General features: G+C 66.7%; 23 protein-coding genes. 12 read left to right on the forward strand and 11 right to left on the reverse strand.

Annotation, left to right across the window (positions count from 1 at the left end):
- The coding region (locus tag E4L96_RS15230) for an ATP-binding protein (RefSeq protein WP_135208075.1) at nucleotides 1-3,030 on the forward strand (3,030 nt) is incomplete at its 5' end.
- A gap of 6 nt (nucleotides 3,031-3,036) precedes the next feature.
- Here E4L96_RS15230 and E4L96_RS15235 read toward each other — a convergent pair.
- Nucleotides 3,037-3,456 (reverse strand): NUDIX hydrolase, encoded by a 420-nt coding sequence (locus tag E4L96_RS15235; protein ID WP_135208076.1) that lies wholly within the window; start codon nucleotides 3,454-3,456, stop codon nucleotides 3,037-3,039.
- Nucleotides 3,457-3,517: 61 nt separating this feature from the next.
- Here E4L96_RS15235 and E4L96_RS15240 point away from each other — a divergent pair, with 61 nt between their 5' ends.
- Nucleotides 3,518-4,690, forward strand: a complete 1,173-nt coding sequence (locus E4L96_RS15240) for a zinc-dependent alcohol dehydrogenase (RefSeq protein ID WP_135208077.1) — start codon at nucleotides 3,518-3,520, stop codon at nucleotides 4,688-4,690.
- Nucleotides 4,691-4,710: 20 nt separating this feature from the next.
- Nucleotides 4,711-5,280 (forward strand): hypothetical protein, encoded by a 570-nt coding sequence (locus E4L96_RS15245; RefSeq protein ID WP_307721647.1) that lies wholly within the window; start codon nucleotides 4,711-4,713, stop codon nucleotides 5,278-5,280.
- A gap of 93 nt (nucleotides 5,281-5,373) precedes the next feature.
- Here the strand turns inward: E4L96_RS15245 and E4L96_RS15250 are convergent, their stop codons facing one another.
- Nucleotides 5,374-7,200: an amidase gene (locus E4L96_RS15250; RefSeq protein WP_135208078.1), complete on the reverse strand. Its 1,827-nt coding sequence runs from the start codon at nucleotides 7,198-7,200 to the stop codon at nucleotides 5,374-5,376.
- A gap of 239 nt (nucleotides 7,201-7,439) precedes the next feature.
- Here E4L96_RS15250 and E4L96_RS15255 point away from each other — a divergent pair, with 239 nt between their 5' ends.
- On the forward strand, nucleotides 7,440-7,832 hold the full coding sequence (locus E4L96_RS15255) for a hypothetical protein (RefSeq protein WP_135208079.1): 393 nt from the start codon (nucleotides 7,440-7,442) through the stop codon (nucleotides 7,830-7,832).
- Between the two features lie 25 nt (nucleotides 7,833-7,857).
- Here the strand turns inward: E4L96_RS15255 and E4L96_RS15260 are convergent, their stop codons facing one another.
- A complete protein-coding gene (locus E4L96_RS15260; protein WP_135208080.1) occupies nucleotides 7,858-8,871 on the reverse strand; it encodes an asparaginase in 1,014 nt (337 codons plus the stop codon).
- Between the two features lie 79 nt (nucleotides 8,872-8,950).
- On the opposite strand from E4L96_RS15260, the gene E4L96_RS15265 reads away from it, so the two are divergent.
- Complete coding sequence (locus tag E4L96_RS15265; protein WP_135208081.1) at nucleotides 8,951-9,736, forward strand: transporter substrate-binding domain-containing protein; 786 nt, start codon at nucleotides 8,951-8,953, stop codon at nucleotides 9,734-9,736.
- On the opposite strand, the gene E4L96_RS15270 is transcribed toward E4L96_RS15265, so the two are convergent.
- The gene (locus E4L96_RS15270) at nucleotides 9,696-10,550 is read right to left on the reverse strand and encodes a pirin family protein (RefSeq protein ID WP_135208082.1); all 855 of its coding nucleotides are present in this window, start codon (nucleotides 10,548-10,550) and stop codon (nucleotides 9,696-9,698) included. The two genes, E4L96_RS15265 and E4L96_RS15270, sit on opposite strands and share 41 nt — an antisense overlap.
- Before the next feature lie 83 nt (nucleotides 10,551-10,633).
- On the opposite strand from E4L96_RS15270, the gene E4L96_RS15275 reads away from it, so the two are divergent.
- The 6 genes from E4L96_RS15275 to E4L96_RS15300 all read left to right on the forward strand — a co-directional run bounded on the left by E4L96_RS15275 (nucleotide 10,634) and on the right by E4L96_RS15300 (nucleotide 19,025).
- Entirely contained in the window at nucleotides 10,634-12,154 is a 1,521-nt protein-coding gene (locus tag E4L96_RS15275) for a dipeptidase (RefSeq protein ID WP_135208083.1), read from the forward strand.
- Nucleotides 12,155-12,486: 332 nt separating this feature from the next.
- The gene (galT, locus tag E4L96_RS15280; RefSeq protein ID WP_135208084.1) at nucleotides 12,487-13,584 is read left to right on the forward strand and encodes a galactose-1-phosphate uridylyltransferase; all 1,098 of its coding nucleotides are present in this window, start codon (nucleotides 12,487-12,489) and stop codon (nucleotides 13,582-13,584) included.
- 23 nt (nucleotides 13,585-13,607) lie between these two features.
- The gene (gene galK, locus E4L96_RS15285; protein WP_135208085.1) at nucleotides 13,608-14,684 is read left to right on the forward strand and encodes a galactokinase; all 1,077 of its coding nucleotides are present in this window, start codon (nucleotides 13,608-13,610) and stop codon (nucleotides 14,682-14,684) included.
- A gap of 20 nt (nucleotides 14,685-14,704) precedes the next feature.
- A complete protein-coding gene (locus E4L96_RS15290; protein WP_135208086.1) occupies nucleotides 14,705-16,483 on the forward strand; it encodes a glycoside hydrolase family 2 protein in 1,779 nt (592 codons plus the stop codon).
- Between the two features lie 69 nt (nucleotides 16,484-16,552).
- A complete protein-coding gene (locus tag E4L96_RS15295; protein WP_135208087.1) occupies nucleotides 16,553-17,833 on the forward strand; it encodes a glycosyltransferase in 1,281 nt (426 codons plus the stop codon).
- 202 nt (nucleotides 17,834-18,035) lie between these two features.
- Entirely contained in the window at nucleotides 18,036-19,025 is a 990-nt protein-coding gene (locus E4L96_RS15300; protein ID WP_135208088.1) for a TraB/GumN family protein, read from the forward strand.
- Between the two features lie 268 nt (nucleotides 19,026-19,293).
- Here the strand turns inward: E4L96_RS15300 and E4L96_RS15310 are convergent, their stop codons facing one another.
- Nucleotides 19,294-19,587, reverse strand: coding sequence for a hypothetical protein (locus E4L96_RS15310; protein WP_167758704.1), 294 nt, complete (start codon nucleotides 19,585-19,587; stop codon nucleotides 19,294-19,296).
- On the opposite strand from E4L96_RS15310, the gene E4L96_RS15315 reads away from it, so the two are divergent.
- The gene (locus E4L96_RS15315; RefSeq protein WP_167758705.1) at nucleotides 19,586-20,053 is read left to right on the forward strand and encodes a hypothetical protein; all 468 of its coding nucleotides are present in this window, start codon (nucleotides 19,586-19,588) and stop codon (nucleotides 20,051-20,053) included. The two genes, E4L96_RS15310 and E4L96_RS15315, sit on opposite strands and share 2 nt — an antisense overlap.
- 115 nt (nucleotides 20,054-20,168) lie before the next feature.
- Here E4L96_RS15315 and E4L96_RS15320 read toward each other — a convergent pair whose 3' ends face one another.
- The 6 genes from E4L96_RS15320 to E4L96_RS15345 form a co-directional block, all read right to left on the reverse strand.
- Entirely contained in the window at nucleotides 20,169-20,558 is a 390-nt protein-coding gene (locus E4L96_RS15320; protein ID WP_135208091.1) for a VanZ family protein, read from the reverse strand.
- 58 nt (nucleotides 20,559-20,616) lie between these two features.
- On the reverse strand, nucleotides 20,617-20,937 hold the full coding sequence (locus E4L96_RS15325; RefSeq protein ID WP_135208092.1) for a hypothetical protein: 321 nt from the start codon (nucleotides 20,935-20,937) through the stop codon (nucleotides 20,617-20,619).
- Between the two features lie 531 nt (nucleotides 20,938-21,468).
- On the reverse strand, nucleotides 21,469-21,891 hold the full coding sequence (locus E4L96_RS15330; protein ID WP_135208093.1) for an organic hydroperoxide resistance protein: 423 nt from the start codon (nucleotides 21,889-21,891) through the stop codon (nucleotides 21,469-21,471).
- A 116-nt stretch (nucleotides 21,892-22,007) separates the two neighbouring features.
- Nucleotides 22,008-22,487, reverse strand: coding sequence for a MarR family winged helix-turn-helix transcriptional regulator (locus E4L96_RS15335; protein ID WP_135208094.1), 480 nt, complete (start codon nucleotides 22,485-22,487; stop codon nucleotides 22,008-22,010).
- Nucleotides 22,484-23,248, reverse strand: a complete 765-nt coding sequence (locus E4L96_RS15340; RefSeq protein WP_135208095.1) for an SDR family NAD(P)-dependent oxidoreductase — start codon at nucleotides 23,246-23,248, stop codon at nucleotides 22,484-22,486. The genes E4L96_RS15335 and E4L96_RS15340 overlap by 4 nt, the downstream gene beginning before the upstream one ends.
- Nucleotides 23,249-23,322: 74 nt before the next feature.
- On the reverse strand, nucleotides 23,323-23,841 hold the full coding sequence (locus E4L96_RS15345; RefSeq protein WP_135208096.1) for a TPM domain-containing protein: 519 nt from the start codon (nucleotides 23,839-23,841) through the stop codon (nucleotides 23,323-23,325).
- Nucleotides 23,842-23,924: the final 83 nt, after the last annotated feature.

Genomic DNA, 23,924 nt, shown 5'->3' on the forward strand with positions numbered 1-23,924 from the left:
GTTGCCGGCCTGCCCGGCGTGCCGCCGGGCCTCGCGCAGCAACCGGTGGAGCGCGCCCTGTGCCTGCCCCTGACCATGCCGGGCCGCGAGCGCCCGATCGGGGTGCTGGTGGCCGGCCTGTCGCCGGTGCGTCCGCTGGACAGCGAATACCGCACTTTCTTCGAACTGGTCGCGGGCCAGGTCGCCGCCGCGATGCAGACCGCGATGGCGGTCGAGGAACAGCGCCGCCGTGCCGACATGCTGGCGGAACTGGACCGCGCCAAGACCGCCTTCTTCAGCAACGTCAGCCACGAATTCCGCACCCCGCTCACGCTGATGCTCGGCCCCATCGAGGACGCGCTGGGTGATGCCACCACCCCGCTCGCGCCGGTGCAGTACGAGCGCCTGAAGCTGGTGCAGCGCAACGCCCTGCGCCTGCAAAAGCTGGTCAACACGCTGCTCGATTTCTCGCGTGTGCAGGCGGGCCGCATGCACGCCTCGTTCGTGGAAGTGGACCTGCCGGCACTCACCGCGGACCTGGCCAGTGCCTTCCGTTCGGTGGTGGAAAGCGCGGGCCTGGAACTGGACGTGCGCTGCGCTCCGCTGGAGCCGGCTGCCTACGTGGACGTGTCGATGTGGGAGAAGATTGTCCTCAACCTGCTGTCCAACGCCTTCAAGTTCACCTTCGAAGGCCGGATCGCGGTGGAGCTGCGCCAGGATGGCGAGGCCGCGGCGCTCACCGTCACCGACACCGGCGTCGGCATCGACCCGCGCCAGCTGCCGCGCGTATTCGAGCGCTTCCAGCGGGTGGAGGGCTCGCGCGCCCGCACGCATGAGGGTTCGGGCATCGGACTGGCGCTGGTGCGCGATCTCGTGGAGCTGCACGGTGGCCGGATCGACGCTGACAGTACCCCCGGCGTGGGCACCCGGTTCACGGTCACGATCCCGCTCGGCCGCGCGCACCTGCGCGAGGAGCAGGTGCTGGACAGCGGCCGCGTGGCCCCCAGCCAGCGCGCCATCGAGACCTTCACCGGCGAGGCCCAGCGCTGGCTGCCCGGCATCGCGCCCGATCCGGTGTACGAAGCGCAGCACGGCACGCAGCATGACGCTAGCCACTCTGCCACCTCCGATGCCAGCGCGTCCCAGGTGGCGGGGCCGCTGGCGGCTCCGCGTATCCTGGTCGCCGACGACAACGCCGACATGCGCGACTACCTGGTGCGCCTGCTCGGCCAGCGCTGGCCCGTGACCGCGGTGGCCAACGGCCAGCTCGCGCTGGTCGAGGCGCGCCGCGAACGGCCGGACCTGATCCTGTCCGACGTGATGATGCCGGTGCTGGACGGCTTCGGCCTGATCGCCCAGCTGCGCGCCGACCCGCGCCTGCGGGACGTGCCCGTGGTGCTGCTGTCCGCGCGCGCCGGCGAGGAGGCCCGCATCGAAGGCCTGAACGCGGGCGCGGACGAATACCTGGTCAAGCCGTTTTCGGCGCGCGAGCTGACCACGCGCGTGGAATCGCTGCTCCTGCGCGCGCGCATCCGGGCGGTGGAACGCGCGCACGGCGACCGCTTGCGGCGTGTGTTCCAGGAAGCGCCGGCCGCCATCGCGATCATGCGCGGGCCGGAGCATGTGTTCGACAGTGTGAATGACCGCTACCTGCAGCTGATCGGTGGCCGCGATGTGGTCGGATTGCCGATCCGCGCGGCGCTGCCGGAATCCTTCGACCAGGACTATGTGTCGCTGCTCGATCGCGTGTGGACCACCGGCGAACCCTTCGTCGGCCACTCTATTCACTACAAGGTGGCGCGCAACGGGATCCTGGAAGATGCGTACTTCGACTTCGTCTACCAGCCCTTGCATGATGCGGAGGGGGAGGTGGAAGGCATCGCCGCCGTGATCTTCGAGGTGACCGAGCTGGCCCAGGCACGCATGGACGCCGAGGTGGCCAACCGCGCCAAGGACGAATTCCTGGCCATGCTGGGCCACGAGCTGCGCAACCCGCTCTCGCCGATCCTGATCGCGCTGGAGCTGATGCGGCTGAAGGGCGTGACTGGCGCCGAGAAGGAGCACGCCATCATCGAACGCCAGGCGCAGCACCTGGTGCGGCTGGTGGATGACCTGCTGGACGTGGCCCGCATCGCGCGCGGCAAGATCGAACTGCGGCCGGAACGCACGGAGCTCTCGCGCCTCGTGGCGCAGGCCGTGGAGACCGTGAGCCCGCTGCTGGAAGAGCGCCGCCACCGCCTGCGGCTGGACGTGCCCAACACCGGCATCTTCATCAACGCCGATCCGATGCGCTTCACGCAGGTGCTCTCCAACCTGCTCACCAACGCGGCCAAGTACACCAACGTGGGCGGCAGCATCACGGTGCGCGTGTGGACGTCGGGCCACGAAGCGGTGGTGCAGGTGGAGGACAACGGCATCGGCATCGACCCGGACACCCTGCCGTCCATGTTCGACAAGTTCGTGCAGGAGCGCCAGGCGCTGGACCGCTCGCGCGGCGGCCTCGGTCTGGGCCTGGCCATCGTCAAGAGCATCGTGCAGCTGCACGGCGGCTCGGTGACGGCGTTCAGCGAGGGCGAAGGGAAGGGTAGCTGCTTCGAAGTGCGCGTGCCCTTGAGCGAGGAGCGCGGCAGCGGGGGGCGGGCCGACCCGCAACTGGCGCAGGCGGCGGAAGCCAGCCAGGATGGCTGCAGCGTGCTGCTGGTGGACGACAACCCGGACGTGCTGGAGGCCATGACGGCGCTGCTGGAGCTGAGCGGCCATGCGGTGGTGGCGCTGCCCGATCCGGCGGCGGCGCTCAAGCTGCCGGCGAGCTACGTCCCCGAGATCGCGATCCTCGACATCGGCCTGCCGGGCATGGACGGCTACGAACTGGCGCAGGAGCTGGCGCGCCGCCCCAGCTTCGCGCAGACGCGCTTCGTCGCCTTGTCCGGCTACGGGCAGGAGTCGGACCGAGAACGCTCGCAGGCCGCGGGCTTCTGCGCGCACCTGGTCAAACCGGTCGCGGCGACCCAGCTGTCCGCGCTGATCGACGGCCTGCGCGCGCCGGAATAGACGGGACTACCAGTCCAGCGACAGCAGCAGCTGCCCCATGCGCGGCCAGCACAGGGTGCGGATGTCGTCGCGCGTGCACCACTGGTAGCCATCCACTTCCGGCGTCGGCTTGCCGGTCACGCGGTGCGGGAACATGCTGGTGCAGTTCAAATGGTCCAGCGTGCACAGGTCCGCGCCCACGTCCACGCGGTACAGGTGCAGGCGCTTGTCGCGCCGGTAGTCGAACGTCCCGAGATCCTGGAACCGGTCCTCGTCAAAGCCCAGTCCCGCCTCCTCGAACAGCTCGCGGCGCGCCGCCTCCAGCGTGGTTTCGCCCTCGTCCTGCATGCCTTTCGGAATGTCCCAGTGGCGCGTGTGCGTGACATGGCAGAGCAGGATTTTCCCCTCGTCATTGATGACCAATGTGCCGCAGGAAACGGGCGTCATAGTTCTCCTCGATTTGTTAGCTTGGCACTCACATGAGTTTAACGGACCCAAGGAGAAACCTATGCTGGCAATGAACTATAGAGGACCTTACCGCGTCCGCGCCGCACACAAGCCGGACCCGGTGATCGAGCACCCCAACGATGCGATCGTGCGTGTGACGCGCTCCTGCATCTGCGGCTCGGACCTGCACCTGTACCACGGCCTGGTGCCGGACACGCGCATCGGCCACACCTTCGGCCACGAGTTCACGGGCGTGGTGGTGGAGACCGGGTCCTCGGTGCAGAACCTGAAGGTGGGCGACCATGTGCTGGTGCCCTTCAATATCTTCTGCGGGTCCTGTTATTTCTGCCAGAAGGAGCTGTACTCCAACTGCCACAACGTGAATCCGGAAGCGACCGCGGTGGGCGGGATCTACGGCTACTCGCACACCACCGGCGGCTACGACGGCGGCCAGGCCGAATACGTACGCGTGCCGATGGCGGACGTGGGACCGACGGTGATCCCGAAGGACATTGACGTGGATGACGCGGTGCTGCTGACCGATGCCTTCCCGACCGGCTACCAGGCCGCGGAGATGGGCGATATCAAGCAGGGCGACACGGTGGTGATCTTCGGCGCGGGGCCGGTCGGCATCTTTGCGGCGAAGTCGGCGTGGATGATGGGCGCGGGGCGCGTCATCGTGGTGGACCACATCGAGTACCGGCTGGAGTTCGTGAAGAACTATGCGCAGTGCGAGATCGTGAACTTCAAGGACGTGCGCGACATGGCGGTTCACATCAAGAAGATGACGGACTGGCTGGGCGCGGACGTGTGCATCGACTGCGTCGGCTGCGAAGCCTCGGGCAGCGCGATGCAGTCGCTGACGGGCCGCTACATGATGATGCAGGCCGGGTCGGCGACCGCGCTGTTCTGGGCCATCAACTGCGTGCGCAAGGGCGGCACAGTGTCGATCGTCGGCGTGTACGGGCCAACCTTCAACTTCGTCCCGATCGGGAATGCGATCAACAAGGGCCTGACCCTGCGCATGAACCAGGCCTCGGTCAAGCGCCACCTGCCGCGCCTCATCGAACATATCCAGTCGGGGATCATCAGCCCGAAGGACATCATCACCCACCGCATTCCGCTGGAAGAGGTGTCGGACGCGTATCACATCTTCTCCAGCAAGCTGGATAACTGCATCAAGCCGGTGCTGGTGCCGCCGGGTGCGCACCTCGTGAACCCCGCGCTGCATTGAAAGTTGAAAGGAAAGCGACCATGACCATGCAACCACGTACCGATGTCGTCCGCCAGAACGACGTCACGGAAGATACGCAAACACTCCTCGCGCGCAACCAGCGCAGCGCGGGGCTGGCGCGCGACATGTCGCACATCCAGGGCTGGGGTGTGGACCTGGACCGCAAGAACCGCCCCGCGGTGCCGATGGAGCGGACCCCGCCGCGCCTGGAGAACGTGCACTGGGACCGGCCGGAAGAACAGCCGATGACGGTGCGGGTGTTCCACTCGCCGGAGCGGCCGGGCATGACGCCGGTGTTCGGCACCAGGCAGCCACCGAAAGGCCTGTCCGGCATCATGCGGGCGGCGGCCTACAAGATGACGGAGAACGACATCCGCCACTGGCTGCTGCTGCTCGTGGCGGACCGGGTCGACATGGTGGAGGGCATCGGCGAGGACCTGATGCACGGGCGGGTACCGAATGTGCTCGGCGAGATGGGCATCAAGGCGGAGCTCAAGCACAACCCGCAAGGGCTGGTGAAGAAGGCTGCGGTCACGGCGGCGGTGGTGGGCCTCGGCTACTACCTGCTGTCGCGCCGCCGCGCGCGGTAAGCGGGGCGGCGCGCCCGCCACCCACGGCGGCGCCACCGCCGTGGTGCGCACCCGCTGGCGCTGCGCTGCTTAATAGAGCGGGCGGCGGCGCCCCTAGAACCCCGGCGGGCGCTCGCCCGCCACGCCGGATGCACGCTCCAGCGCCACGCCCACGCGGGCGATGGTGCCTTCGTCGAACAGGCGGCCGATCAGGGTCACGCCGTGCGGCACCCGGCGCGGCGGCGAGAACTTGGGCAGCGGCTGGGCCGGATTCGGCGCCCAGTCGCTGCGCGCCTCGCCCACTTCCACGAAGCCGGTGCGCAGCGTCAGCGACGGATGGCCGGTGTGGTTGGAGATGGTCAGCATCTCGTCCCGCAGCGAGGGCACCAGCAGCAGGTCCACCTGCTTGAAGATGCGCGCCATCTCCTGCGCCACCTTGCGGCGCATGCGGTCAGCCTGCACGAAGTCCACCGCCGACAGGAAGCGCGACTCGCGGAACAGGTTGGGCCAGGCGTCCGGCACCTGTACCTTGAGCTGATCGAGGCGGCCGTCGAGCGCCATCTCTTCAAACGCCGCGGCACCTTCCGCAAAGATGATCGTGTTCAGGGACTGGTAGGGCCAGTCCGGCAACGTAACGGGCGTCGGTACGAGGCCGAGTTTCGTGAGCGCGTCCAGCGCCGCGCGGTCCACGTCCGTGGCCGGGGCTTCCTTCATCCAGTTGGCGAAGTAGCCGACCTTCAGCCCTTTGACGGGCGCGCTGCCGTCGTAGTCCAGATGCGCGGGCACGCTCGCGGTGTCGCCCGCATCCGGACCGCCAATGGCGCGCAGCACCAGCATGGCGTCTTCAACGGTGCGCGTCATGGGGCCCAGCTTGTCCAGGGTCCAGGACAGCGTCATCGCGCCAGTGCGCGGCACCCGGCCATAGGTCGGCCGCAGGCCGGTCACGCCGCAGCGCATGGCCGGGCTGACGATGCTGCCGCCAGTCTCGCTGCCGATCGAGAACGCGACCAAGGCGGCGGCCGTCGCCGCACCCGGGCCGGCCGAGGAGCCGGACGCGCCTTCTTCCGGCAGCCATGGGTTCATGGTCTGGCCGCCGAACCAGATGTCGTTCAGGGCGAGCGCACCGAGGCTCAGTTTCGCCAGCAGCACCGCACCGGCCGCATTCAAACGCTGTACCACCACCGAGTCCTCGGCCGGCACGCGGTCGCGGTAGAAGTCCGCGCCCCAGGTGGTGCGGATACCTTTGGTGTCCAGCAGGTCCTTCACGCCATACGGAATCCCGTGCAGGGCGCCGCGGTATTTGCCGGTCGCGATCTCGCGATCGGCCTGGCGCGCGCGGGTGAGGGCGTGCTCGCGCGTGAGCGTGATCACGCTGCGCAGGCGCGGGTCGAGCTGTTCGATGCGGGCCAGGTAAATATCGGTCAGCCGTTCGCTGGTCAGCTTGCGCGACTGGATCCACTGCGCCAGGTCGGTGACGGATGCATATGCGATGTCTTCGTCTTTGGACGGCAGCGGGCGCGCGGACGTCTGCGCGAGCACGAAGCGGTCGCGGGTGGGCGTGCCCTGGCTGCCTCCAATGGAGGCCGGGAACCAGGTGGTGGCCGGGGCCACGCTGTCTTCGATCTTCAGCTTGCGCGGTCCGCTGCGGCGTTCGAGCATCCCGGCCATGGACGTGCGCCAGCTCTGCGCCGCCATCGCGCGCTGGGCCGGCGTGAGCGCCACCTGCATCAGCTTCTCCGCTTCCGCGAAGGTGGTGGCCGTCACCTCCGGACCGACCGCGGGCATGGTGCCGAAGGTCGGCGGGGCGCCGGCGGTGGCCGGGTTGGGCGGCGTGCCCGGTGCTGGTGTGGCCGCCTGTCCTTGCGCGGCGGCGCGCGTGGCGGTGGCGACGGCCAGCAGGCCGAGGGGAGCTTGAAGCAGGAATTCGCGGCGGATGGTCATGGGCTTGTATGCATCTGTCTCGGTGGATGGATGAGGTACGGCCGGTGGATTCTATACCGCTGCGCACGCGCATGCATATCCGGGCTGGCACCGCATTTTTTGCAGCTCATTCCGCATTTTCGGCAGCCGGTCGTAAACCCGATGCGCGCTGCCGGGGCGATGGATACAGTGACACCATTCGTCATGCACTTACAAACCCCATGACGATATTTTCTAACCTCACCAAACGGGAAAATATCATGCGCAAATTTGCTATCGCCTTCATCGCCGCCGCCGCCACCTTCGCTACTGCCGCTCACGCCGAAGGCGGTTCGGCAGCCGCTGCCTACACCACCGCTGCCGCGTCGGCGAGCCAGGTGCAGATCAAGGCCGCGGCCATGAGCCGCTACGCCATGCAGCCCAACGAGCAGGATGCCATCAAGGGCACTTACAACCTGTCCGACGGCCACGTGCTGCGCCTGACGCAGACCGGCAAGCGGATGTACGCCGAGATCGATTCCCAAGGCAAGGCTGAGCTGGTGGCACTGTCCGCGAACACGCTGGTGGGACGCGATGCCAACATCAAGATCGTGTTCGACGAGGCCACCAAGGGCCTGTCGAACGACCTGGTCGTCGCCGCCGCCGACCAGTAAGCATTGTGGGTGAGGTGCGCGCCGGTCAAGACCCGGCGCGCGCAAGCCTGAACACGGGGCGGATCTCGCCCACGGCCAGGCCGCGCCAGTTCTTCAGCGCCGGCTGCCGGTAGCTCTCCACCACACGGGCGCGCTCGCCATCGAGCAGGCCAAGCTGGTCCAGTACACTCACCACCGCCACATGCAGGGCCCGCGGCGCGCCATCGGCGATCTTCACCGCGATGCCGATCTTTTCGGACGTGATGCCGATCGCCTGCACCGCATCGGCGCCCACCTTGCACACCCAATCTCCAGCACCGGCCTGCGTGTACATCAGGTCCGTGCGCGCGGTGCCGGACACTAGCTCCGGATGGCGCAGCATGGCGCCGCACAGGTCACCCAGCGCGAAGCCCCACTGCGGATCGCGCGCGCCCTGTGCGAGCCGCGCATACAGATGCGCGAGCCGGGCCAGCGGCATGGCGTAGTTGGGCGCGGAGCAGCCGTCGATGCCGCCGGGGAGGGCGGACTCGGAGACGCCCAAGGTGTCGGCCAGCCGCGCGCGCACCTGCTGCTGCAGCGGATGCAGCGGATCGGTGTAGCCGCGCGTCTGCATGCCGTGCAGGCGGCACCAGGCGAGGAAGCCGGAGTGCTTGCCGGAGCAGTTGTGCTGCACCGGCGTCCATTCCACATCTGCCGGTGGACGCAGGTGCAGGAAGTCGTAGTAGAGCGGGACCTGGCAGCCGCATTCAAGGTCGCTCTCGTCCGCACCGATCTTTTCCAGGATGCCGCGCACGGTGTCCACGTGTACCTGTTCGCCCGAGTGGCTGGCGCACATGATGGCCAGCTCGCGTTCCGTGAGGCCCAGCTTGTCGGGACCGTCGTCCAGCACGAAGGGCAAGGCCTGGAAGGGCTTGAGCGCGGAGCGGGTGAAGGTGAGGTAGTCGGGGTCGCCCGCGGACCACAGCAGGCGGCCCTCATGGTCCACGACCGCGACGGATCCGAAGTGGACGTTTTCGACCGTGCCGCCGCGCGTGGTTTCAACAAGGGGAATCGTTTTCATGTACCCCATGATAGACGGCGCTCCGCAGCGGCGGCGCACGGCCAGTGACTTTTGGCGGGACGCGGATTATGATGAGTTCATGCCGATTGCTCATGTTGTCCTTCTTTCCAGGATCGCCGCCGCGGTGGCTGCGCTGGCACTGCCGTTTGGCGCGGCGCGTGCGGCGGAAGAGCCGTTGACGGTGGCCTGGCGCGACAAGCCGCCTTACCACTACATGGAGGCCGGCAAGGAGAAGGGCTTCCTGCTCGAACGCGCGCGCAAGGCCTTCAACGTCGCCAACGTGCCGGCGCGCTTTGTGCGCGAACCGGTCAAGCGCATCTGGGCCAACTTCGACAACGCGGTTCGCAACTACTGCTCCATCGGCTGGTACCGCCTGCCCGAGCGCGAACGCATGGCGCAGTTCAGCGTGCCGTTTTATGTGGATCCGCCGCAGCTGGTGCTGGCCGGGCCGCGCACGGCCAAGGCGGTGCGGGCCCACGAGTCATTCGCCAGCCTGCTGGGTGACCCGGCCATGTCGATTGCGATGATCGATGGTGCCTCCTACGGCGCGCAAGTGGATGCGATGGTGGAGGCGGGCCGCACCCACGTGCTGCGCCGGACTGTTGGCCCTATCTCGCTGCTGACGATGGTGATGGCCGGCCGCGCTTCGTTCACGCTGATCGACCGCCATGACTGGGACTGGGCCCGCACGCACGAGCCGACAGTGCGGGGCGCGGTGCCGGTGCAGTTCCCCGACATGCCGCCGGGGCAGACGCGCTATATCGTGTGCAGCAAGGATGTGCCGCAGTCCGTCATGGCGCGCATCAACCACGGCATCGACGTCGTCACATTGGAGGACCGAAGCGACCGGCCTGGTAGTCGCTGATCGCTTCCATGATCTCGGCCCGCGTGTTCATCACGAAGGGGCCATGCGCAACCACCGGCTCGCGGAGCGGTGCGCCGTGGCCGAACAGGAGCAGCGCGCCAGTGCGGGAGCTGAGTTCCACTGCATCGCCATCGGTGAGTTCCGCGAGATGGAACTGCTGGACTGGTTCACCACCCGCGCCGATCTCCACTTCGCCGCGCACCACGTACAGGAATACCGCTCGCCCGGCGAGGCCGTCGAAACGCACCGTGCCGCCAGCGTGCAGCTCCACCGTCGACATGAACATGCCGGTCAGGGACTGCACCGGGCCGCTGACGCCATCAAGCGTGCCGGCGCTCAGGTGCACGCTGGCGCCATCCCGTTCGATCACCGGAATCTGGTCGCGCTGCAGGCCGGTGTAGGCGGGCGCGGTCATCTTGAGTGCCGAAGGCAGGTTCACCCACAGCTGCAGGATTTCCAACGGGCCGCCGGTCTGCAGGAAGTCGGGCGGCGAGATCTCGGCGTGGATGATGCCGCGTCCTGCCGTCATCCACTGCACGCCACCGGCGCGGATGATGCTCGCGTGGCCTGCGCTGTCCTGGTGGGTGAGCGAACCTTCGATGATGAAGGTGACGGTTTCGAACCCGCGGTGCGGGTGCGGGCCGAAAGGCAGCCCGCGGTTATTGGGCCCGTAGGTTTGCGGACCATGATGGTTCAGAAACAGGAACGGGTCGAGCTGGTCGATGCCAGGTCCCGGTACGGGGCGGCGTGTGACGAGATCGGCGATGTCGTCGCGGTAGGCGGAGTGGGCGCGCGCGAGGCGGCGGTCGGTCATGATGAGGTCCTCGTCAGCAGGGTTCAAAAAGGAATGATATTCTGCTTTGCTCCCCTGTTCGACAACAACCAGAAAGAGACATCATGCACATCCTGCCCAAGCTCGCAGCCGCCACCGCGGTTGCGCTGCCGCTGCTGGCTGGCGCGGCTCCGGCGACGTCACAAGCGACGCCGGGTCCCGCTGCCGTGAAGGCGGCCAAGTACGCCGTCAGCACCTACCGCAACGATATCGTCGACACGCTGGCGAAGCTGGTCAGCTTCAACACCGTCGCCGATCCGAAAGTGCCGTTCGAGACCAACCCGCAGGTCGTGGGCTTCAAGAACACGCTGAAGGCGGAAGCTGCGCGCCTGGGCTTCGACTATGCGGACGAAGGCTACGTGCTGCGCATCGGCTACGGCAGCGGCACCGAGCGCGTGGGCGTGATCACGCACGGCGACGTGCAGCCGGTCGACCCGGCGAAGTGGAAGAAGTCTCCGTTCGAACTCGATCGCACCAGCGAGGCCGGACGCTTGCTGGCGCGCGGCAGCGAAGATGACAAGGGCCCGATCGCCACCGCGCTGTATGCGATGAAGGCGATCAAGGACCAGGGCGTGCCGCTCACCAAGCGCATCGAACTGTATGTGTACATGGCGGAGGAATCGGACTGGGGGCCGCTGGAGGCCTACCTCAAGAGCCACACGCCGCCGCAGGTGAACATCACGCTCGATTCCGAGTACCCGGTGGTGACGGCCGAGAAAGGCTACGGCATGGTGGGCGTCACCTTCCCGCCGGCGGCGACGGTGGCCGATGCGCCGTCCATCACCACCTTCCGCGGCGGCTTCTTCGGCAGCCAGATTCCCGAAGACGCGCAGGCCACCATCGCCAACGCGACGCCGGAGATTGAAAGCGCGATCCGCGCGCGCGCCGCACAGCAGAAGGGCATGCAGTACACCTTTACCCGCGAAGGCGGCACCCTGACTGTCAAGGCCAAGGGCGTGTCGGCCCATTCGTCGAAGCCGGAGGACGGCATCAACGCCATCGCCATGCTGGCCGATGCGTTGAAGGTACGCGAGTGGCCCGCCACCCAGGCGGCCAACTTGGCCACCTTCATCAACGACATGGTCGGCACCGGCTACTACGGCGAAAAGTGGGGCAAGATCGCCTACAAGGACGGCTTCATGGGCCCGATGACCTTTGCGCCGACCGTGATCAAGGAGAAGGACGGCGCGCTGGAACTGGGCATCAATGTGCGCCGCCCGCAGGGCAAGACGCAGCAGCAGCTGAAGTCCGAGATCGACACCGACTTCGCGCAGTGGCAGGGCGCCCACGCCGCCGCCAACGCGAAGCTGCAGGTGTTCCTGTCCGACCCGTGGCTGCAGAAGGACGCGCCGCAGATCCCGACCCTGCTCGGCGTGTTCTCCTACTTCACCGGCGCGAAGAACGCGAAACCGGTGGCCATCGGCGGCGGCACCAATTCGCGCCTATTCCCGAATGCGGTCAGTTTTGGTCCCGCGATGCCGGGCACGGTGTACACCGGCCACTCCGAGCATGAATTCATCACGCTCAAGCAACTGCTGCTCAATCTCGAGATGTACACGGCCGTTTTGGTCGAGCTCGCCAAGTAATTCCCGCGCCGCAAAAAACCGCCGGGCCACGACCTGTGGCCCGGCGCGCACGTTGTAGTCCTCTGTCGCTTTTTTACTGCGAAAAATTCTAGCGACCCTGTAGGTCCACGCCTACGTTAGGTTACATTTCGCAGGTCCGTTTTCCCGCATGGCCTATCGATACGAGAGGAATCGTTACACCGCATTCCTGCTGTCATGTAACCGATAGTAAAAAGTTGCAGCGCGTAAATGGATTGTCAGAAACGCAGCAAAAAACAGAATGCTAGGATCGTTTGTCCGGTCCACTCGGGCCTGTTTTTCAGTGTATTTCTCCACGACACGACGCGACTCCCATGCACAGCCTTGACCTGAAAAAGCCCGATGGGCGCAGCCTGACGCTGTACAGCACCAGGCCCATTTCCAACGCCGAGGGGATGAGCGCACCGAGCCCATTCCAGGATCCGCAGGGCGCCAATCCGCACCTGCGCTGGCACCCCATGCGCGGCGAGTGGGTGGCGTATGCGGCCTACCGCCAGAACCGCACCTTCCAGCCGCCGCCCGAGTACAACCCGCTGGCGCCGATGAAGGATCCGTCCAATCCCACCGAGCTGCCGGAAGGCGACTATGAGGTGGCGGTGTTCGACAACCGCTTTCCGACCCTGACCGGCGAGGCGCACGATCCACCGAGCCTGGATGTGCGCACGGAGCCGGGCAACGGCAAGTGCGAAGTGGTGGTGTTCACGCAGGACCCGAAGGCGGCGCTGGCGGAACTGCCGCTGGCGCGCATCGAGCTGCTGCTGCAGGTGTGGGCCGACCGCACCCGGCGCATCGCCTCCGAAAACCCGACGATCCAGTACGTGCTGCCGTTCGAGAACCGCGGCGCCGAAGTGGGCGTGACGCTGCACCATCCGCACGGCCAGATCTACGCCTACCCGTTCATCCCGCAGGTGCCGGCGCGCATGCTGGAGCAGGAGCTCCAGCACTACCAGCAGCATGGCGAGAACCTGCTGGTGTCCATGGTGCGCGCGGAGATCGCGACTCAGGAACGCCTGCTGTACGAAGGCGAGCACGCGGTGGCCTTCGTGCCGCCCTGCGCGCGCTATCCCTACGAAGTGTGGGTGACGCTGAAGGCGCCGACGCCGTCCTTTGGTGCCTTGTCCGACGCGGCGCGGGCCGACCTGGCGCGCGCGCTGAAGACGGTGCTCATGAAATACGAAGGCCTGTGGCAGCGCCCCTTCCCGTACCTGATGGCGTGGTACCAGGCGCCCACCGATGGGCAGGAGCATCCGGAGACGCAGCTGCACGCCGTGTTCTGGCCGCCGTACCGGTCCAAGGAACGCCTGAAGTACCTGGCCGGCACCGAGCTGGCGGCCGGGATGTTCGCCATGGACGTGCTGCCGGAGGCCACCGCGGCCCAGCTGCGCGAAGTGCAGGTCAATGTCGATGCTTGAGCACTTGAGAACCGGGAGGACGCATGATCAGCCTTGAACAGTTCTTCGACGGCGCGCCCGCCGTGCATGCCTCGGCGCCGGGCCGCGTCAACCTGCTGGGCGAGCACACCGACTACAACGACGGCTTCATGCTGCCGGTGGCCACGCCCCAGCGCACCACGGTGGCGATCGCGCCCTCGGGCGACGACCACTTTCATTTTTATGCGGACGTGCTGGACGAAACGGTGACCTTCCAGCGCCAGCACCACGCGCCGCAGGGCTTCGGCAGCTATATCGAGGGCTGCATCCGCCTGATGGAGGAGCACAAGGTCGAGGTGCCGCCGCTGCGGGTGTACACGCACACCACGCTGCCGGTGGGCTCGGGCTTGTCCTCGTCCGCCGCGCTGGAGGTGGCGATGCTGCGCGCGCTGCGCGAGCTGACCGGCGCCCAGGTGGACGATGTGCTGCTGGCGCAGATGGCACAGCAGGCCGAGATCCGCTACGCCAAGGTGCAGTGCGGGATCATGGACCAGATGGCATCCAGCCTGGCTGACGAAGAGCACATGCTGTTCATCGACGCGCGCTCGCTGGAGCACCGCGTGCTGCCGCTGCCGCCGGGCGCGGAGATCATCGTGATGGACACCGGCGTGCCGCGCAAGCTGGCTGGGTCCAAGTACAACGAGCGCCGTTCCGAATGCAACGAGGCCGCGCGCCTGCTCGGCGTGCAGGCGCTGCGCGACGTGACCGATCCAGACGCGGTCGAGAAGCTGCCCTCGCCGCTGCGCGAGCGCGCGCGTCACGTGGTGCGCGAGAACCTGCGCGTGCTGGAAGCCACGCGTGGCGTGTCGGCGCAGCGCTTCGGGGAGCTGATGAACGAATCGCATTTCAGCCTGCGCGACGATTACCAGGTTTCGATCGAGGAGCTGGACGTGATCACGGCCCGCCTCCGCGAGCAGGATGGCGTGTACGGCGCGCGCCTGACCGGGGCCGGCTTCGGCGGCGCCTGCGTGGCCTTGTGCGAGAAGGGCAGGGCGCAAGCGGCCGCGCAGGCCGCGCTGGAGCGCTACAACGCGGGCCATCGCAAGGGCAGAGTGCTGATTCCCGAACTCTCACACAAGTAAAAGGACAGACAGGGGAACGCATGAATCAATTCGAATATCCGCGGCCGCAGCTGGTGCGCAAGAACTGGCTGAACCTGAACGGCAAGTGGAAGTTCTCGTTCGACGAGGCGCGCACTTGCAAGGTGCCGCAAGACTGTCCGCAGTGGACGCACCAAATCGAGGTGCCGTTCGCACCGGAGACGGAAATGTCGGGCATCGCGGACCAGGGCTTCCACACGCATTGCTGGTACGAGCGCGAATTCGAGCTCGCGCCGCACGATGGCCGCACGCTGCTGCACTTCGGCGCGGTCGACTACTTCTGCCGCGTGTGGGTCAACGGCATGCTGGTGTGCGAGCACGAAGGCGGGCACACCTCCTTCACGGCCGACATCACGAGCGCGATGCGGACCGAGGGCCAGCAGGTGGTCACCGTCTACGTCGAGGACAACCCGGCCGACCTGGCCAAACCGCGCGGGAAGCAGGACTGGCTGCGGGAACCGCACTCGATCTGGTACCCGCGCACCACAGGCATCTGGCAGACCGTGTGGGTGGAACAGGTGGCCAGCACCTATGTGCAAACGCTGCGCTGGACGCCGCTGTTCGAAACCTTCGAGATCGGCTGCGAGGTGATCGCCACCGGCGACATCGACGACGACCTGTTCGTCGAGGTGAAGATCTGGAATGGCGAGGAACTGCTGGCGGACGACTACTACAAGCTGCTGGGACACGAGGCGAACCGCAAGATCGCGCTGTCCGACCCCGGCATAGACGATTCGCGCAATGAGCTGCTGTGGAGTCCCGAGCAGCCCAAGCTGCTGGACGCGGAAATCACGCTGCGCCACGGGGACCGCATCCTCGACCAGATCCGCAGCTACACCGCGCTGCGCTCGTTTTCCATCAACCGCGACCGGCTGATGCTCAATGGCCGCCCGTACTTCCTGCGCCTGGTGCTGGACCAGGGCTACTGGCCGGAGAGCTTCATGACCGCGCCCTCGGACCAGCACCTGAAGCGCGACATCGAACTGACCAAGGCGATGGGCTTCAATGGGGTGCGCAAACACCAGAAGATCGAAGACCCGCGCTACCTGTACTGGGCCGACAAACTGGGCCTGCTGGTGTGGGAGGAGATGCCCTCGGCCTACCGCTTCTCGCCGAAAGCCATCACGCGCATGGTGAAGGAATGGACCGAAGCCATTGAACGCGACTACAGCCACCCGAGCATCATCGTGTGGGTGGCGTTCAACGAATCGTGGGGTGTGCCGAACCTGACGCTGACCCAGGCGCACCGCAACGCGGTCGAGGCGCTGTACCACTACACGCGCACGCTCGATGCGACGCGGCCGGTGATCGGCAACGATGGGTGGGAGGCCTCGGCCACCGACATCCTCGGCATCCACGACTACGACGGCGACCCGGAACGGCTGTCGCAGCGCTACGAGAGCAGCGAACACCGCACGCTGTTCGACCAGCGCCGTCCGGGTGGGCGCATCCTGACGCTCGATGGCTTCCCGCACCGCGGCCAGCCGATCGTGCTGACGGAGTTCGGCGGCATCGCCTACGACGTGGATGCGGATCCGAACATCACCTGGGGCTACTCGCGCGCCAACACCGCGGAGAGCTTCATCGACGTGTACCAGCGCATGCTGGCGGTGGTCAATACGCGCACGATGTTCGCGGGCTTCTGCTACACGCAGTTCGCGGACACCTTCCAGGAGGCCAATGGCCTGCTGCGCGCGGACCGCACGCCCAAGGTCCCCTTGGCGCAAATCTACGCGGCGACACGCAATGAGCCTTTCGACGGAAAATCTTCGCAGGGGTAGCGCACCGCACGCACCACCACATTTCATATCAACTAAAAACTGCCCCCGCCAGGGCGAGAAGGAAACCCTATGCCAACAATGATCGTGTTTTGCCACCTGCGCTGGGACTTCGTGTTCCAGCGTCCCCAGCATCTCCTGACCCGTCTCGCACAGAACTACCGCGTGCTGGTGGTCGAGGAACCCATCTACCACGACGGCGAGCCGTTCCTGAAGCAGATCGACGCCGGCGACAACATCACCATCTATCAGCCGCATACGCCCGTGCACGCGCACGGCTTCCATGACGATCAGATCCCGCTGCTGCGTCCGCTGCTGGCCCAGATCGTCCCGGAAGACGAAGACCCGATCGCGTGGTTCTACACGCCGATGGCCCTGCCGCTGCTGCCGGAACTGCACGCCGGCCTGGTGATCTACGATTGCATGGACGAACTGGCTGCGTTCAAGAATTCGCCGAAGCAGTTGCTGCAGCGCGAGAGCGCGCTGCTGAAGGTGGCCGACCTGGTGTTCACCGGCGGCCCCTCGCTGTACGAGGCCAAGAAGGAGCGCCACCACAGCGCGCACTGCTTCCCGAGCAGCGTGGACGTGGCGCACTTCGAGAAGTCGCTGGACCGTGCCAGCAGCCATGCCGAGCACGATAACGTTCCGCATCCGCGCCTGGGCTTCTACGGGGTGATCGACGAGCGCTTCGACCCGTCCATCGTGGAGGCGATGGCCGATGCGCATCCCGAATGGCAGATCGTGCTGGTGGGGCCGGTCGTCAAGATCGATCCGGCCTCGCTGCCGCAGCGCCCGAACGTGCACTACATGGGGCAGCGCTCGTATGCGGAGTTGCCGCAGTTCCTGGCCGGCTGGGACGTGTGCCTGATGCCGTTCGCGCTGAACGAATCGACCAAGTTCATCAGCCCGACCAAGGTGCTGGAATACATGGCGGCGCAGCTGCCGATCGTGTCGACGCCGATCACGGACGTGGTCAAGCCGTATGGCGACATCGTGGCCATCGCGCATGATCCGCAGGAGTTCATCGCGGCCTGCGAGCGGGCGCTGGCGATGTCGGACGACGAGAAGGCCGCGATGCGGGCACGCATGCGCGAGGTGGTCAGCAACACGTCGTGGAACAAGACGGCGAACAGCATGCATCAACTGATGAGTTCGACGGAGCCGGCGCGCAATGCGGCGCGCTTCCTGCAGCCGGAAGGCGGCGTGGACCTGGCGCACAGTGGCGGCAACGTGAATTCGCTGCCGGTCGGCGAGGGGGCGCATCACACGGGGTCGTCCGATGCGGTACCGGTCGCTGCTGCTGCGGCGTCCGCTGGGAAGTCGGCGGCGTATGTGGGGAAGCCGGCGTCGTGATTGGCTGATCGCTGCTTGATTCCAGAGGGCGGGCCTGCGGGCCCGCTTTCTTTTTGTGGGGCGGTCGCCGGCGGCGTTTGGCCGGCGTTGCTTGTTGAGCATGCCGGTTTGGCCATGAGTGCACACTCACTCTGCTGGCTGTTGCCAGATGGCATTTCTCAGCCGTACAGTTCAGACAGGGATTCTGAACTGGGGGCGGGGCATGAAGGCGGGGCAGGGGGTATGGCGGCGGCTGGCGCGAGCAATTCGCGGTCTCACGGGCGTGCTCGCGCTCGGCGCGGCCGGACATGCGGGCGCGGCGGATCCGGTTGCGACAGGCACGGCGGTCAGCGCGGTGCATTCGGCTGCCCAGCTGGCGTCAACGCCAGCCGCGCGGCGCGGGGCGCTGTTTCGCGTGAGCCGGGACGGACATACGAGCTACCTGTTCGGCACCGTGCACGTGGGACGGCCGGATTTCTACCCCTTGCCGGTGGAAGCGACGCGGGCGCTGCTGGAGTCGCGCACGCTGGTTCTTGAGCTCGATACGCGCGCGCAGGCGCCGTTCGAGCGGGCGCTGGCGCGGCATGGCGTGTATCCCGCCGGGCAGACTGTGCGCCAGCATCTGCGGGCGGACACCTTGGCCAGGCTGATTCCGGCCTTGCGGGCCCGGGGCTATGAGTTCGAGAACGTGTCCCATCTGAAGCCGTGGCTGCTGGCCAACCTGCTGGCGGGGGCGGAGCTGGAAAAGGATGGCTTCAAGCGCAGCGACGGACTGGAATTCTTTCTGCTGGCGCAGGCGCAGCGCCAAGGCAGCCGCGTCGCCGAGCTGGAGAGCGCGGAGCTGCAGCTCGGGCTGTTCGACAGCATGAGCGAACAGGCGGCCGAAGACTACCTGCGCGAGACGCTGGCCGACCTGGAGGACGGCAGCTCCCTGCGCAAGTCGCGGCAACTGCTGGACGCGTGGTTCGCCGGCGACGCCGCCGCGCAGGATGGAGCCTGGCGCGAGGCCACGCAGGGTGATTCGGTGGCGTCCGCCTTCACGCGGCGCGTGCTGCTGGGCCAGCGCAATCCCGAGATGGCGGCGGGTATCGAGCGCATCATGCGGGCGGGCGAGACCAGTTTCGTCGGCGTCGGCCTGCTGCACCTGCTTGGCGACGACGGCCTCCCGCAACTGCTCGCCCAGCGCGGCTATTCAGTCGAGCGCGTTTATTGACGCTGCGAGTGACCGCAGGGGATTCACCGGCTGGGAGTGCACCGGCCAAGAACGCACCGGCCAAGAACGCACCGGCCGAGAACGCCCCGGCCAGGAGCGCACCGGCCAGGAGTGCACGGGCCCAGAACGCACGGTCCAGGAGCGCACCTCCCGCGGTCGCGCGCGCTCGCGACGCTTGAGCCGCGCATGGCTGCGCTTCACCGCAGGCGCGGCTCTATCCGCACCGTGCGCGGCTGCGCGGCAGCTGCGTGAACGACTGTGCGCGCGGTTAACGGCTGCGGATCGTGCTGCCCATCACGGAGACCTGATCCCCGATGCGGAAACGGGGCGGCTCTTCCTGGATGATCTCGCGGGCAGAACCGTCATTCATCAGCAGCGTCACGCGGTAGACCGTGTTGGAACTCCCCATGCTGCCGCTGCTCCCCATGCTGCCCGATCCGCTGCTGCCGTAGCTGCTGCTGCCGGTGCTCGGCGCATTGCTGGGCTTGAGCATGGTCTCGATCCGCGCCACCACGCCGGACTGCGCCATCCCTTGCTGCCCCATGCCTTGGCTCGATGCCATGCCGCCGCTGTTGCCACGCATGTCGGTGGCGTTGCTGCTGCTGGTGCCGCTGCTGCCACTGCCGGCCATGCCGCTGCTGCCGGTCATTCCGCTGCTGCTGGAGCCACTGGTGCCACTGGTGCCACTGGTCCCGCTGGTGCCGCTGGTCCCACTACTGCTGGAGCCACTCGTCCCGCTCGACCCGCTCGGCTGCCCCTTGTCCCACCCGGTCGTCCCGCCTTGCGAACTGCCCGTGTCGCCCGAAGCCCCGCTGGCCCCGCTCTGCGAGCCGCTGGACATCTCGTCGCTCGTCCCGGTGGAGCTGCACGCCGCCAGCGCGAGCGCGCAGGCCAGCAGCCCGATTGAATGTGCTGTTTTCATCATGTTCCTCCTTGTTGCCGTGGAATGGATCCCGCCGGCGCGCACCCGAACCGCCCCCCGCACAGCCAGCCAGGAGCCAGCCCAGCGCAAGCGTCGGTTTTCCTAATCTCATGATGTGCTCCCTGCGGGCCGTGACCGGCCATCGTGGGCATGAGAGCTCGATGAGGGGAGGACGTTCCCGCCTCAGAGCGATCCTCTGAGGCAGATCAAGGTCTGCGCTGTCAGTGCTTGCGCTTCGGGAGGAGCAGATAGAGGAGAAGGGAGGCCACCAGCGCCGCCGTCACGTCGACCATCCAGTCGCGCACGTCGGCATGGCGGTAGGGGAAGAAGCTCTGCACGAACTCGTCGACCGCGCCCATGGCCGCCACGGTCAGCACCGCCCGCACCGCGCGTCCGCCGAGCAGTCCCTGCATGCCGGTCACGAGCAGAAAGGCGATCACCGCATACGCCGTCGAGTGCAGCACATAGCCGGACGCCACCTGTCCCATTTCCGCCCGCGCTCCGGGAATCGAGCCGCCGATCACGATGATGGCGAACAGGAGAAACGCGCCGCGCAGGCGCAGCTGGCGGTGGACGGGGTCGAGCAGGAGAGCGCGGATCTGGGCAGTCATGGGGGCAGCGGATGCGGCAAAAGCCGGAACGATACCACGCTCCGCTGAGGCTGCCCGCTCAGATCGTCAGCGCGCTCACGCCGTTGCTGTAATGGGCGTCAAAACAGCGGCCGCAATCCGCACAAAAAAGGTGCGCCAGCCGCACCGTTTTCTGGCGCAGGACAAGCTTCAGGGACGGCGTTTTACATTCCGGGCAGAGCTCGCGCACCCCGCCGAAGGTCAGCAGCTCGAGGGGCACGCTGTCGTCGTCGCCGCGGTCGATGGCGAGGGCGGGGTCCATTTCGTCGAGCACCAGGGCGTGCTGGACGAGCCCGGTACGGCGGCGGTTGGCGTGCTGAGGCTGGGGCTGAAAGCGGGATTCCAATGCCGGCGGCGTCATGAATTTGCTCCAGGGAGAGTCTGCGAATGGATGAGTTTGGACGCGGGGGGAACGCTTCATCTTAGGCCATCCTGACCGCAAAACAAGCCGGTCTGCTTGCCGTCCACGTCCCTCAACCATGGGACTTTGTTAAAAAAATGCCCGCTCATTGGAGCGGGCAAAACCCAAGATCGGGCCAAGAGTCACTGCGTTGCTACTGGGGAATCTGGTCGGTGCGCCGCCTCTGGAGGTCGCCGCACCTGACTGCCATCGCGCATATCGGTTGCGTGTACAGCAGATAGGACAAAGTATAGGCATACGATGTGACTCCGCTATGACATGGCTCAAACTCGCGGCGGGAGGATCGGGAACAAAAAAAAAGCCCGCGTTTGAGAGCGGGCTTAAAACTATTTCTTGGAGGAGAATAGTGGAGACAGGTGCCATTATGGTGCACGGAAACATATGCGTCCAATGACGAGTTCAGATGTCGGTCATAAACAAAACGTATATGTTTCCGTCAAGACGATTCAACCAGATTCCGAACAGCAAAAATCAGACGGTGACGCTGAACTGCACGTCCACGTTGCCGCGGGTCGCGTTCGAATACGGGCACACCTGATGCGCCTGCTCCACCAGCTGTTCGGCCGCCGCGCGGTCCATGCCCGGCAGGTTCACATTCAGCTTGGCGGTGATGGCGAAGCCACCGCGGTCGTTGGGGCCGATGCCGACGTCGCCGGTCACGGTGGTGTCCGCCGGCAGGGCTTGCTTGGCCTGGCCGGCGACGAATTTCATTGCGCCGATGAAACAAGCTGAGTAGCCGGCCGCGAACATCTGCTCAGGATTGGTGCCATTGCCGCCCGCGCCGCCCAGTTCCTTCGGGGTCGAGAGGGTGACGTCCAGCTTGCCGTCGCTGGAGGACGCGCGGCCTTCGCGGCCCCCGGTGGCGGTGGCGTGTGCGGTGTACAGGACTTGCATGTGAGGCTCCTTGGAAAAGGGTGATGTGGGTGCTGCAATGGACTGAACTATAGCGCACAATCAAATTGCACACAATTGAATATTGCTATGAGACCGATCGCAGCCTGCGCCGCACGTCAGTGGGAGTCGTCGAGCGAGCGGAACAGGTCGTTGCGAATGGCCGACAATTCATCCCGCAGGCGTGCCAGTGCGGCGACCTCGGATTTGCTGGCGCACAGCACGGCGCTGGGAATGTCGCGCGCCCGCTCGCGCAGGGTGCGGCCGGCGGCGGTGAGGGAGATGCGGACCTGGCGCTCGTCGCCGGGGTCGCGGTTGCGCGCCACCAGGCCATTGCCTTCCAGCCGCTTGAGCAGCGGGGTCAGGGTGCCGGAATCCAGGAACAGGCGCGCGCCGATGTCCTTGACCAGGATCCCGTCCTGTTCCCACAGCACCAGCATCACCAGGTACTGCGGGTAGGTCAGGCCGAGCTTGTCCAGCAGCGGCTTGTAGGTCTTGGTCATCGCGTGCGATGCCGAGTACAGCGCGAAGCAGAACTGGTCGTCCAGCGCCAGGTGATTCAGGGCGCTGGTGCCGCTGGGCTTCGCGCTGTCGTTCATTCGCTGACCGGCACCGTGTAGTTCAGGATCATGCGGCCGCCGTCCACGAACAGCGTCTGGCCCGTCATGTAGGACGCGTCGTCGCTGGCCAGGAAGGCGACCACCGAGGCCACTTCCTCCGGCTCGCCGCAACGGCCGATCGGGGTGCGCGCCAGGATGGTGTGGCGCTGCTCGGCGGACGCGAGCACGGCCTGTTTGGCCAGCTCGGTGAGGATGGTGCCGGGGCCGACCGCGTTCACGCGGATGCCGTGCTGGGCCAGGGACAGTGCCATCACGCGCGTCAGCTGGTTCACGCCACCCTTGGAGACGTTGTACGGAATCTGGTTGGTCATCACCAGTTCCGAATTCACGCTGGACATGTTGACGATGGCGCCAGAGTGCTGCGCCACCATGCGCCTGGCCACGGCCTGGCCGACCAGGAACATGCCCTTGAGGTTGATGGCCAGCACGCGGTCGAAGTCTTCCTCGGTGCAGTCGAGGAACTCGGCCTTGTGGGTCACGCCCGCGTTGTTGACCAGGATGTCGATGCGGCCGAAGGCGCTGATTGCGGCCTCCACCATGGCGTCCACGTCCGATTTCTGGCTGACGTCGCAGGCGAAGAAGCGCGCGCTGTCGCCCAGTGCCTCGGCGGCGGCCTGGCCTTCCGGCTTGATGTCGACCAGCAGCACGCGCGCGCCGTCCTGGACCAGGCGCTGGGCGCAGGCCAGGCCGATGCCCTGGGTGGCGCCGGTGACGATCGCGACTTTGTTGGCGAGTTTCATGCTGTTGTGCTTTCGGTATCCATGGACGAACACGGATTGTACCGAGTGTGGGGCGTTTTTCCAGCTTTGTGCCGCTAGAGCATCAGCGGCGCATCCGGCAGCTCGTTGCCATTCGCGCGCGGGCCGGTGGCGGGGAAGTGCTGGCGCAGCAGCGCATGGATGGCCTCGATGGCCGCCAGCGTGCTGTCCCGGTAGCGTCCGCCAGCGAAGCCGGAGGTGAGCTCGCGGCAGATGGCCTGCCAGCCGTCCGGCGGCACCACGCGGTTGATGGCGCGGTCCGCCACGATCTCGACCTTGTGCTCGGCCAGGTTCACGTACAGCAGCACGCCGCAATTGTCCTCGGTGTCCCAGATGCCGTGCTCGGCAAACAGGGCGAGGGCACGCTCGCGCACCGTGTGCCCGGCCCAGATCGCATGGCCGGGCAGACCGGTTTCGACGATCAGGCGGACCTCGCCGCGATGCGTCTGTTCACCCTGCGCGATGGCGTCGGTGAAAGCGTCCAGTGCGTCCTGGGGGAACAGCGTGCGGCCGTGCTCGGCGCCCACGCGCCAGTGCCTGATGCGCCGCTGCAGGGTGGAAAAGAAGCCGTCCATCACCAGTCTCCCGAGGCACCGCCGCCATCGAAGGTGCCACCGCCGCCGCCGCCGAAACCACCGCCGCCGCCGCCGAAGCCGCC

The sequence above is a fragment of the Zemynaea arenosa genome, from assembly GCF_004614185.1.
Classification (GTDB): domain Bacteria; phylum Pseudomonadota; class Gammaproteobacteria; order Burkholderiales; family Burkholderiaceae_D; genus Telluria; species Telluria arenosa.